The sequence below is a fragment of the Nonomuraea sp. NPDC049784 genome (assembly GCF_040659615.1).
Classification (GTDB): Bacteria; Actinomycetota; Actinomycetes; order Streptosporangiales; family Streptosporangiaceae; genus Nonomuraea.
The window spans coordinates 1-10,822 of the sequence record NZ_JBFAMX010000337.1; the positions used below are offsets into that span (position 1 = coordinate 1).

A 10,822-nucleotide genomic window follows, 5' to 3' on the forward strand; every position below is an offset into this window, starting at 1 on the left:
ACCGAGCCGGCCGCCTTGAAACGGTGCGAGCCGATGCTCCAGGTGAACCGCGCGGCCGCAAGTCGAACGCGCCGATCACCTGGTGCAGGGGTGAACGCCGAAGGCCGGAGAGCGATCATTGCGAACGTCTGAGCAGTTCGTCGCAGAGCGCCATGGTTTGACGTTGTCCTCCGCCGAGGAGACGGGCGATACCCCCTCGCGCACACATCGCAGGAAGTGCTCGACCTCGCCGATGAACCCGCGCAGGTACAGGTCGCGCAGGCCGCCCGACGCCGCCGGCCAACCAGTAGCGGACCACCGTCACTTGACGGCTCCTCCGGTGATGCCGGAGATGATCCGTCTTTGGGCGACGACGAAGACGACGACCAGCGGCAGGCTCATGAGCACGACGTACGCGAAAACGAGATTCCAGTTGTTCTGATACAGGTTGCTGCTCGCCACCGAGTACAGGTTCAGGGGAAGTGTCGAGTACGTCCCTCCGCCGAGCACGAAGAAGGCGTAGAAGACGTCATTCCAGATGTAGAGGCAGATGAGGATCGTGGCGGTCGCGATGACCGGGCGCAGCAGCGGCAGGACGACCTTGATGAAGATGCCGAGCGGCCGTGCGCCGTCCATGCGGGCCGCTTCCTCCACCTCGACCGGTATGGTCCGCACGAAACCGGTGACGAAGAAGATCACTAGGGACATGTACATGCCCATGTAGACCAGCACCATGCCGATCGGCGTGCTGGCGAGGTGGAGTTGCCGGAGCAGCAGCACGATCGTGACGACGGCCGGGGGCAGGATGATCCCGCTGATCGCAGCCGAGTAGAGCACAGCCATGACGCGCCCTGACCGCCGAGCCAGCACCCATGAAGCCAGCGAGCCGAAGATCAGTACCCCGGCGACGGACGGCACCATGACCAGCAGGCTGCCGAACAGCGCCCACAGCATGCGGCCCTGCGCGAACGCCTGGGAGTAGTTGTCCCACAGGTGCCACACCCGTGGGAGGGACAGGTCGGGCAGGTTCGCCTCGCCTTGCGACTTGGCGGAGGTCACCAGGGCCAGCCACAGCGGGATTCCGATGACGACGGCGGTCAGGATGATGACGACGGCCGGGTGAACGAGGCGGGACCAGCCCCGGGTGGAGATCCTCACAGGACACGCTCCCTCTTGCGCAGGTAGCCGATGACAGGGAAGGCCAGCAGAGCGACCAGGAGAAGGAGGGCGAGGCTCATCGTGGTCGCTTGGGCGAACAGGCCGTTGCCGTAGACGCGGAAGATGTAGATGTCGAGCACCTCGGTCTGCTGTGCGGGCCCTCCCCCCGTGGTCGCCAGGATCGTGTCGAACCCGTTGAAGGAGCCCAGCAGCGCGGTCGCGACGTTGAAGGTCACCGCGGGGGCGATCAGCGGGAACCGGATGGATAGGAAGGTCCTCCACCTGCCGGCGCCGTCGATCCTGGCCGCCTCGAGCACGTCGGCCGGGATCGTCTTGAGACCGGCGAGGAAGATCACCATCGCCAGCCCCATCCACTTCCAGGAGTTCACGAAGGCCACCGTCACCACCGTCCACGTGGTGCTGCCGAGCCAGGGGATCGTCACGTGCTGGCCGGTGAGAGCGCCGATGAGCCCGTTGAGCGGACCGTCGGGCTTGAGGAGCGCCTGGAAGGTGTACCCCACCGCCAGGGCGGACATCAGCACCGGGATGAAGAAGACGACCCTGGCGAACCGGTTGATCCGGGTGTCGCGCTCCAGGAGCAGGGCGAGCCCCAGTCCGAACCCAGTCTGCATGATCGCCACCAGGACCGCGTAGACGATGGTGATTCGCAGTGACGACAGCAGGGCGCCGTTGGACAGCACCGCCTTGACGTTCGCCAACCCCACGGGGCGGATGTCGTCATGGAAGGCCGACCAGTCCGTGAAGGCGTAGACGAAGTTGAAGACGGTCGGTAGGAAGAAGAACACGGCCAGCACGGCGAACGCCGGAGCGAGGAACGAGCTCGGGTACAACACCGCTCGCCGCGGCGAGCGACCGGACGCGGCCGAAAGAGAAGGGATCATGGCGATCCTGCACACCTTTCAGTGTGGTGGCGGGGGCGGGAGGGGGTCCGTGCCCCCGCCGCCGTCAGAAGCCCTGGATCCCGAGTGCCTGGGCGAGCTGGGCGAACTGCGACTGTGTAGTGGAGGTCACCTGTTCGGGGGTCATGGTCCCGTTGACCATGTTCGCCAGGTTCACGTAGAAGTCCGGGTTCACCGCGGCGTTCTGCTGCATCGAGCCGGCCGCGTCGTCCAGCGCGGCCGTGGCCTGCTTCACGACCTCCGGCACCCCGGCGGGAGCCGGTACGGCGGGCTCGATCGACACGGTGCCGGCAGACTTCACGTAGTCGGGGTAGTAGGTCTCCAGCCAGAACCGCAGGAACTGCCGGGCGCCGGACTCCCGCTTCGGATCTCCGGTCTTGAAGGCGACCAGGGCATTGTCACCGCCAGGCACCGACGTGGCGATGTTGCCGTCCTTGGAGATCGGGAACCAGCCGATCTCCCGGTCTATGGTCGCCGTGTCCGCCGTCGACTGCATCAGCGACGCGAACGAGGTGAGCTGCAGCACCATCGCCGCCTCGCCCTTGAGCAGGGCCGGGCCGGACTCGGTGTACTTGGAGGTCTTGTCGTCCTTGTTGAACAGACCCTGCTTCACCATGTCCTGGAACTGCCGGACGGCGCCGAGGATCTCCGGATCGGTGAACTTCTCCTTGTTCTGGCTGACCCGCTCCCACAGGCCCTTCTTCGACGCCTCGGCCAGCAGGACCTGTGGCCACCACTGGGTGGGCCACTGGTCGCCGGCGGCGCCGAAGAACGGCGCCACCCCCTTCGCCTTGATCTTCTGGGCGTCGGCGAGCAACTCGTGGAAGTTCTTGGGCGTGCTCGTGATCCCCGCCTTCTGGAACACCGACTTGTTGTAGAAGACACCGAGAACGGAGGGGACGTTGACGAAGGCCGCGTAGTGATGCCCGTTCACCTGGCCCAGCTTCTGGATGGCCGGCGTCTGTTTGGCCAGCCATGGCGCGCCGTCCAGGCTCTGCAGGTCGGTGGACGGCTTGAGCAGCGCGAGCATGCTGCCTGTCGGCTGCCAGGTGGCGAGGTCCGGTTTGGCGCCCGTGGCCAGCTTGGTCGGCGCGTTGGTCTCGTAGACGTCGGGAATGACGACCTTGTTGATCTTCGCTCCGGTCTTGGCCTCGAACGCCTTGATGACGTTGTCGGCCATCGAGGCGGTCTGTGTCGACATCCACAGGGTGAGGGTCACCCCCTGCAGGCCGGCGCCCGGGTCAGGCCAGCTCGTGGGGGCCGACCCGGCTGTGGCTGAGGACGTCCCGGGGTTGCCCGCCGAGCAGCCGGCCAGCAGCAGCGCCCCGCACGTGGCGGCGGCTGCCGCGCGGGAAAGGCCTCGCGTCTTCATGGATTCTCCTTGTGTGTGGTGAAGGTGAGGGCTGCCACGCTGAAAGGGATCAGTTCTCCGGCCGCAGGCGGAGCAGGCGTGCGGACGGTCCGGGTACGGCAGGACGGACCGTGAGCCGCGCGGTGGAGGCGTCCCACCGGTGCTGCCAGCCGGGTAGCGTCGCCGGATACTCGGTCTCCACCCGCAGCCGGCGGCCGCGCAGGCCGGGCAGGTCCACCTGGATGTCGTGCGGTCCGCCGTCGCGTTGCCATACGGCCAGGCGCACCGTGTCACCGGTGCGCAGGCCCAGCGCGACGATGTCGTCGGACCAGGCGGGCAGCCCCAGCGGCCAGAACGGCTCGGCCGTGGCGACCTCGGCCCTGATCCGCTTGTGCACGGCCACTCCGTCCGCGACGAGCTCCCGCTCGGCCGGGCTCATCTGGTCGAGATGCCCCGACAGGTAGAGGCGCCCGGCCAGACCGTTGATCATGGTGAAGGCCAGAGCCTCCGCGGGCATCCCCGGCTGCGGGTAGGCCCAGTTGCCTGCCTGCTCGGGGAGCATCGTGGCGGGCGCGGACGCTGCGATGGCGGCGTAGAGCCGCCAGTCCTGCTGGTCCGAGGTGGACTGGAGCTGGAGGCGGGACAGCATGGCGTAGTCGGCCCGCATGGCTCCCGAGGCGCAGTTCTCGAAGATCACCTCCGGGTGGCGGCCGAGCAGGTCGTCCAGCCACTCCAGGTGGGCCCGGTTGTGCTGGAGCAGTCCCTCTCCCGGCTGGAGCGCGTCCCGGTCGGTGCCCGGTCCGGGGGTGACGTTGTAGTCGAGCTTGAAGAATCCGGTGCCGTAGTCGTGCACGAGGCGATCGACCACCTCGTCGAGATGCTTCCTGGCGGAGGGGTGGCGCAGGTCGAGGAAGTACCGGCCGTGCTCCACGACCCGCTCGCCGTTCCGGCTCAGGAACGCCTCGTCAGGCAGCATCGCGGCGACAGGGCTGCGCACCCCGACGACCTCCGGCTCCAGCCACAGGCCAGGGCGCATGCCCTTGGCCCTGATGTGGTCGAAGACCCGGGCGAGCCCGCCGTCCGGGAAGCGGCCGGTCGAGGGGCGCCACTCGCCGACGCTGTCCCACCAGTTCCCGCCGTCGTCGTACCAGCCCGCGTCGACGCAGAAGTACTCGGCGCCGGTCTCCGCGGCGGCGTCGATGAGAGGCAGTAGGCGCTCGGTGGTCGGGTCGCCCATGAGGGTGTTCATGTAGTCGTTGAAGATGACCGGCAGCGCGTCGCCTGTGGGATGCGCGCGGCGGATCGCCCTCCGCTGCCGGGTGAGGGCGGCCAGCGCTCCCTGACAACCCTCGTCGGACACAGCGACGGACACGGGAACAGTGACGAAGCGCTCCCCCGGGAGCAGCCGGGTGCTCCACTGGTGGTCGAGGTCGGTGGGGCCGCTCAGTACGAGGGAGACGGCGTTCGCCCCGTCGCGGCGGCGGTCCACCTCCCAGCGCCAGGCGCCGTTGTGCTCGATCTGCCAGCCCCAGGCCCGGCCGGTGCTAGCGCTCGCCAGGACGCCGGTCGGCAGGTACTCGCCCGAGGACCAGGTGCTCTTGCTCACCGTGACGAGCGCGCCCCGGCCGTCGTGCTGGTGCAGTTCGCTGTTGATGTCCGCCAGCCCGTCCGGCCCGGACAGCGGGATGGCCGCCCACCTGCCCTCGGCGCACCAGTCGGCGCGCGCCCGCCACAGGACCAGGTCGCCGTCGTCCGCCGTCTCGGCCGGCGCGCCGGAGGCGAAGGACGACACCATCTGCAGAACCCGGGGCGCCGGCCCGGTGTTCGTGACCTCGGTCCAGGCCCGCAGGGCCGGGACGTCCGTCCTGGCGCGAAAGACACTGGTCGCCTCCAGTCCGGTCACCTCGTCACGCTGCCTCACCCGCAGCTCGCGCCAGTCGCCGTCCGCCTGCTCGACGGCGTCCACGAACCGGAGCCGCGATCCGGCGGCGGTGTTAGTGAACCGGGTGTTGGACAGCCGCCGGCCCTCCCCCAGAACCATCAGCTCGACCAGCGGCTGCACCCGGAACGGGTCCACGGGGCTCGGTGCGGGCGACGCGGTCCCGAGCCTCGCGATGCGGGCCGGAGCGTCTTCGGGCCGCTCGAGTACCAGGTCGAGTGAGCCGGGACGCCACTGGATGGTTCTGCTCGTCATCACGTTCCTTAAGCCGGACATACGGTGCGTTCAGCTATGAACACGTTTATCAAGCGATGTGACAAGGGGACCACGGGAAATAGGCTGATAACGCTTTCAACACGAGAATGTCATGAAGGAACATGGCCACGCGTTCGCGCGGTTCCAAGGGTTCCTAGGCCGAGGTCAGCCGGCGGGCGGAGCGGTACTCTTGCGCACGACCAGGCGCGGGGTCGACCGCGCCGCCGCGACCGGCACGCCTGCCAGCCTGCCGAGCAGGAAGTCGACCGCCATGCGCCCCAGTTCGGCGAAGTCCTGGCTCATCGTGGTCAGCGAAGGAGTCCAGATCTCGGCCAGCGGGTGGTCGTCGAAGCCGACGACGCTGACGTCCTCGGGGACACGCGAACCCTCGTCCTGCAAGGCCTTGATCACGCCGAAGGCGACCTCGTCGTTGCCACACAGCACCGCGGTCACGTCGCCGCGCCTGGCCAGGCGCGCGCCGGCCTGGAGGCCCGAGCGCGGGGTCCCGTCACTCTCCACGATCTCCGGAACCGGGGCTCCCGCCGCCTCCAGCGCCTCCCGCCAGCCCAGCAGCCGCCCGCTCGGCCGGCCGGAGGCCGGTATCCCCACGTAGTGCACGGTGCGATGACCCAGCCCGAGCAGGTAGTTCGTCGCGTCCCGCGCGCCGGCGTGGTCGTCGAACAGGGCCCGCGGGACGCTCCTGCCCTGCCCTGCGGAGGACACCGCGGCCACGGGGAGCGTGTCGGGCAATGCCGCCAGCGCCCGGCTGCCCTGGATATCGAACTCGAGCACGATCATCCCGGCGAGCGGCTGGTCGAGCGCGAGGTCCACGGCTACCCGCGCCGACTCCTCGTCGTCGCCGTCCAGCATCGTCAGGGCGACCACCAGGCCGACCGCGCGGGCGGCCTCCTCGATCCCCCGTATCGTGCTGGCATAACCGTACCGGGTGGTGTCGCTGGTCAGCACGCTGATGATGGAGCGCCGGCCAGTCACCAGGGCGCGCGCCGCGGCGTTGGGGCGGTATCCCAGCTCCTGGATCGCGCGCAGGACCTGCCTGCGCTTGTCGGCGCTCACCGGCGCGGACCCGCTCAGCACCCGAGACACCGTGGGGACGGACACGCCGGCGACCCTTGCCACGTCCGCGAGGACGGGAGGGCGGGTGTGCGGGCGGCGGGTCACACCGGTAAGCGTACATACCAGGAGGTGAAGGCTTAGACGGGCGGCTCCTGCGGCCGGATACGGCAGGCCGACCCGCTCACGGCGCGGCATTCACCTGGTTGCGCACGGGGTGACGTGGCGGTGCTGCGGGAGCGGCGCCGCTGGCGTTGGAGAGCTGTCGCAGCTAACATGATCGCACCTTCCAGAGCCCCGATCATCAGCGTCGCCACCGCGCCCGCGCGCGTACCTGCTCGTTGACCGTGGACTCCCCGCCCGCCAGGTCGGCGACCGTGGCCATCCTCGAACTCCGTGCCGCGATCGACCTGCTCGCCGGTGAGCTGGACGAGGTGCGGCCCGGCTCCTGCGTGGCGCTCCCAAACCTGCTCGACCTCCTCCTCGTCTACATGATCCGCGCTTGGATGACCGAGACCACCAGCGGAGCCTGGCCCGGCGCACTGGGCGCCCCGGTGACGGCCGCCGCCCTGCGGGCGATGCACTCGCAACCTTCCGCGCCGTGGAGCAACGACCGCCTGGCCGCGGAGGCGGGCGTCTTCCGCCCCACGCTGGCGCGCCGGTTCACCACCCTGGTCGGCCGCCCTGCGCCTGCCGAAAATTCCATCCATGCAGTTCAAGCCGCATGTGAGTACTCGTGGAGGACGCCGCCGAGCCGGTCTCGTCGGCGTACATTCAGGTCGGTAATTCGCTCTGGATCCGTGATCGGATCGGGGACGGTACGCAGCGGCGCTGCTTGGTTCAAGGCTTGATGGGCTCGGTGCTGGTTGTAGAAGCCTTCGTACTCGCGTAGGGCGCGCCGAAGATGGTGTTCGTTCCAGACGAGGCAGCGGTCAAGAAGCTCGTGACGGCAGGACCGCACCCACCGCTCCATAATCGAGTTCACGCGCGGCATCCGGATGCCGGTGATCACGGTCTTGATGCCGGCCTCGGCGAGGATCTCGTCCATCAGGGCGGGGAACTTCCCATCCCGATCGCGGATCAGATAGCGCGCCCGGCAGCCCGCATCGTTCAGATCCATCACCAGGTTCCTGATCGCCTGGGTGACCCAGTCGGCGCTCGGGTGCGCGGTGGTGCCGAGCACACGGACGCGCCTGGTGGCGTGCTCGATGACCGCCAGAACATTGCGCCTGCCGAAAATTGCATCCATGCAGGTCAAGCGGCATGTGAGTATTCGTGGAGGACGCCGCCGAGCCGGTCTCGCCGTCGTATCTTCAGGTCAATGATTCGACCGGGATCGGTGATCGGGTCAGGGGCGGGACGCAGCGGGGCTGCTTGGTTCAGGGCTTGGTGGGCTCGGTGCTGGTTGTAGAAGCGTTCGTACTCGCGCAAGGCGTGCTGAAGATGGTGTTCGTTCCAGACGAGGCAGCGGTCGAGAAGCTCGTGACGGCAGGACTGCACCCACCGCTCCATGATCGCGTTCATCCGCGGCATCCGAATACCGGTGAGCCGTGTGCGGGAGAACCGCATGCACGGTTCGACGGGCGGGAGCTGGAAACGGAGCCACGAACCTGGCCATGGTCATCGGGGAGAGCACAGCCGACCGGGAAACCGGCGGAAGACAGGCCCCGAGCTCTACCGCCAGGAGACGCCACCGCGCCAGCTCCCGACCCTACATCCCCTGGCGGCGGGCTGCTGGTCACAGCATGATCGCGGGTCCATGGTTCGCCTGATGACGTGGCAGAGCTCCTGGTAGACGGGTTGATCACCACAATCCTCACCGTCACCACCAGGAGCTCTGGGTGCTGTTCTATCGTGCTGCCGTTGATTTGTCGCGTTCAACGCTGAACTACGTGGCCGGGCTGATCCGCCGACGCCGCAAGGCGATCGGGTCGGCCTGGCGGCTGCTAAACCCTGGCCAGCAGGCACTGCTGGTACTGGTCTACCTGCGCAAGGGCGAGACGTTCACCGAACTCGGAGCCGGTTTCGACGTGTCGACGACGACCGCGTGGCGGTACGTCGAAGAGACGGTGATGCTGCTGTCGGCGCGCTCACCCAAGCTTTGGCAGGCAGTGCGGAAGGCCAAGCGGGACGGGCTGCACCACCTGGTACTGGACGGCACGCTGATCCACACCGACCGCGTCAAGGCCGACCGGCCCTACTTCTCCGGCAAGCATCGCGTGCACGGAATGAATGTCCAAGTCATCGCCTCACCCGACGGGACGATCCTGTGGACCTCGGGAGCACTGCCAGGTAAGACACACGACCTGAGCACCGCCCGGATCTGGGGCATCCTGCGGGAACTGGAGCGGGCGACGATCATCGTCTTGGCGGACAAGGGCTACCAGGGTGCCGAAGGCCCGGTCATCACCCCCTACAAGGGCAAGAACACGCCTGAGTCCCAGAAGCGGGCCAACCGATCACACGCCCGTCTTCGCGGTCCGGGCGAACGCGCGAACGCCCAGCTCAAGACCTGGCGCATCCTGCGCAAGCTCCGCTGCTGCCCCCTTAAAGCAGGGCGCCTGTGCAAGGCCATCGCCGTCCTGCAGAACTACGAAGTCGCCCGAGGCCACCCTCACACGCCTCGGCTTCACCACCACAACATCCGGCTCAGATGGGCGCCCCATCGACCGGCGAGGGACGATGTCGCTGACCAGCTATGACCGGCTGTTCCCCGCGCAGGACTCGCTTCCGATCAAGGCGGCGGCTCGGTTCCAGTTCGGGACGGCCATCCCGGCCACGATCGAGGTCACCTTCGTGGGCGCGTTGACGCCGTCGGCGACGCCCAGGGCCAGGTGCGCGATGAGAACTTCATCTGTCAGCGGCAGGAATTCCCGCTCGGCGTCGTCCCGTTTGCGCCAGAACTCCTTCTCTGCGATAGGAGGGAGGATCTCCGCGACCGCTACCGTGACGGCAGCAGCAGCCCGTGGACCGCGAGCCACCCCCCTGCCCGCACTTTTGACTGCTCGATTCGCACTGTCGGTGTCAGTTGGAGGCTCGTGACCGGTCGCCTGATGCCCTCCGCGGGGCGGCGCCGGTGAACTCGTCGCGGACGCCCTCGGTCAGGGTGTCCTCCAGCCGGACTCCGGCCAGCGGGACGAGTTTGGCGATGGCGGGCAGGCCGGCTGGCCGGACAGCGGGGGTGGCCTGGCGTACCCGCACGCGCGGCGCGAGCCAGCATGACCGGAGAGTAACCGTCATCAAGTTGGCACTAGAAGGCGCGAGCGATCCCCAGCAGGCCGGCGCCGTCATGGTCGAGGGCACGTCTCGCGATAGGGCGCGCCCGTGACGTAACGCGCCCACTCCGTCCTGCTCAACGGGTTCCCGGCGCGGGCGCACACCGCCGCCGCGACCGCGCCCGGCTCGACGAGCTGCTCGCGTATCGTCCCGTTACCGTCCAGCACCAGCACCTTCGAACCGTCGGCGGCGAAGGCCAGGGCCTGCACGCCGTACTGGTTGCCGTCGGCCAGCACACCCAGCGACGCCTTTCCCGCCAGGTCGAACAGCTGCACCCGGTCGTCCCGGGTGACCGCCGCGACGACGTCCTCGCGAGGTGATCTGACCGCGTACCCGCTGAGGTTCCCCCTGATCGCCTCCCCGGCCGGGCGGCGGGTGGCCACCTCGTAGACGGTCAGGCGCCCGCCCGAGTCCACGATGGCGAGCGACCGGCCGTCCCGGGTGAAGACCGCGTCGGTGAGCGTGATGCCCTGGCCGGCGCCGCCGAACGGGCCGCCCACCGGCTGGCCAGAAGCGGCGTCGTAGAGGCGCTCGGCGTCGGTGGCGACCGCCAGCGTCCTGCCGTCCGGCGCGAACTCCACGTCCTGGGCCCGCCGCACGTCGTGTGACCACAGCAGGCGGCGGGCCTTCCAGTCCCACATCGCCAGCGAGTACGTGCGGGCGGCGCCGTCCTCCGGCCCCTCCACCACCGTGGCCAGCCGCGTCCCGTCCGGGCTGAACGCCACATGTTCGGTGGTGGTGAAGGCGGCAGGGGTCAGCCTGGCCAGCTCCCGCCGGGCGTTCGCGTCCAGCACGGAGATCGTCCGGGAGCCGCCGACGGCCGCCAGCCGCCCATCCTGGCTGAGGGAGAGCGCGGTCGTCCCGTCGTCGTCC

At 68.7% G+C, this 10,822-nt stretch carries 10 protein-coding genes and 2 pseudogenes; 1 reads left to right on the forward strand and 11 read right to left on the reverse strand.

The window, feature by feature from the left end; all coding sequences use genetic code 11:
- Positions 1-300: 300 nt before the first annotated feature.
- The 8 genes from AB0J09_RS41525 to AB0J09_RS41560 form a co-directional block, all read right to left on the reverse strand.
- Complete coding sequence (locus AB0J09_RS41525) at positions 301-1,137, reverse strand: carbohydrate ABC transporter permease (RefSeq protein ID WP_360703700.1); 837 nt, start codon at positions 1,135-1,137, stop codon at positions 301-303.
- A complete protein-coding gene (locus tag AB0J09_RS41530; RefSeq protein ID WP_360703703.1) occupies positions 1,134-2,039 on the reverse strand; it encodes a sugar ABC transporter permease in 906 nt (301 codons plus the stop codon). Before AB0J09_RS41530 ends, AB0J09_RS41525 begins: the two co-directional genes overlap by 4 nt.
- A 64-nt stretch (positions 2,040-2,103) precedes the next feature.
- Positions 2,104-3,429 (reverse strand): extracellular solute-binding protein, encoded by a 1,326-nt coding sequence (locus AB0J09_RS41535; RefSeq protein ID WP_360703706.1) that lies wholly within the window; start codon positions 3,427-3,429, stop codon positions 2,104-2,106.
- A 49-nt stretch (positions 3,430-3,478) separates the two neighbouring features.
- The gene (locus AB0J09_RS41540) at positions 3,479-5,602 is read right to left on the reverse strand and encodes an alpha-galactosidase (protein ID WP_360703709.1); all 2,124 of its coding nucleotides are present in this window, start codon (positions 5,600-5,602) and stop codon (positions 3,479-3,481) included.
- Between the two features lie 165 nt (positions 5,603-5,767).
- Positions 5,768-6,781 carry a LacI family DNA-binding transcriptional regulator gene (locus tag AB0J09_RS41545; RefSeq protein ID WP_360703712.1) on the reverse strand — a complete coding sequence of 338 codons (1,014 nt, stop codon included), beginning with the start codon at positions 6,779-6,781 and terminating at the stop codon, positions 5,768-5,770.
- 379 nt (positions 6,782-7,160) lie between these two features.
- A complete protein-coding gene (locus AB0J09_RS41550; RefSeq protein WP_360703726.1) occupies positions 7,161-7,379 on the reverse strand; it encodes a hypothetical protein in 219 nt (72 codons plus the stop codon).
- 9 nt (positions 7,380-7,388) lie between these two features.
- Positions 7,389-7,856 (reverse strand): integrase core domain-containing protein, encoded by a 468-nt coding sequence (locus tag AB0J09_RS41555; RefSeq protein WP_360703715.1) that lies wholly within the window; start codon positions 7,854-7,856, stop codon positions 7,389-7,391.
- Positions 7,857-7,927: 71 nt separating this feature from the next.
- Positions 7,928-8,242 (reverse strand): integrase core domain-containing protein, encoded by a 315-nt coding sequence (locus AB0J09_RS41560; protein ID WP_360703717.1) that lies wholly within the window; start codon positions 8,240-8,242, stop codon positions 7,928-7,930.
- A gap of 272 nt (positions 8,243-8,514) precedes the next feature.
- Between AB0J09_RS41560 and AB0J09_RS41565 the strand changes: the two are divergent.
- Positions 8,515-9,282, forward strand: a pseudogene (locus AB0J09_RS41565) (transposase family protein); the annotation flags it as partial.
- A gap of 87 nt (positions 9,283-9,369) precedes the next feature.
- Here the strand turns inward: AB0J09_RS41565 and AB0J09_RS41570 are convergent.
- The 3 genes and pseudogenes from AB0J09_RS41570 to AB0J09_RS41580 form a co-directional block, all read right to left on the reverse strand.
- The gene (locus AB0J09_RS41570) at positions 9,370-9,654 is read right to left on the reverse strand and encodes a hypothetical protein (protein ID WP_360703720.1); all 285 of its coding nucleotides are present in this window, start codon (positions 9,652-9,654) and stop codon (positions 9,370-9,372) included.
- A 43-nt stretch (positions 9,655-9,697) separates the two neighbouring features.
- Entirely contained in the window at positions 9,698-9,913 is a 216-nt protein-coding gene (locus AB0J09_RS41575) for a hypothetical protein (RefSeq protein ID WP_360703724.1), read from the reverse strand.
- Between the two features lie 47 nt (positions 9,914-9,960).
- Positions 9,961-10,822, reverse strand: a pseudogene (locus AB0J09_RS41580) (hypothetical protein); the annotation flags it as partial.

What these genes read in the sequence shown, in the direction of transcription:
- AB0J09_RS41530 (WP_360703703.1), bottom strand. Translation starts at nt 2,039, where the DNA reads ATGATCCCTTCTCTTTCGGCCGCGTCCGGTCGCTCGCCGCGGCGAGCG.
- AB0J09_RS41535 (WP_360703706.1), bottom strand. Translation starts at nt 3,429, where the DNA reads ATGAAGACGCGAGGCCTTTCCCGCGCGGCAGCCGCCGCCACGTGCGGG.
- AB0J09_RS41540 (WP_360703709.1), bottom strand. Translation starts at nt 5,602, where the DNA reads ATGACGAGCAGAACCATCCAGTGGCGTCCCGGCTCACTCGACCTGGTA.
- AB0J09_RS41550 (WP_360703726.1), bottom strand. Translation starts at nt 7,379, where the DNA reads ATGGAATTTTCGGCAGGCGCAGGGCGGCCGACCAGGGTGGTGAACCGG.
- AB0J09_RS41560 (WP_360703717.1), bottom strand. Translation starts at nt 8,242, where the DNA reads ATGCGGTTCTCCCGCACACGGCTCACCGGTATTCGGATGCCGCGGATG.
- AB0J09_RS41575 (WP_360703724.1), bottom strand. Translation starts at nt 9,913, where the DNA reads ATGACGGTTACTCTCCGGTCATGCTGGCTCGCGCCGCGCGTGCGGGTA.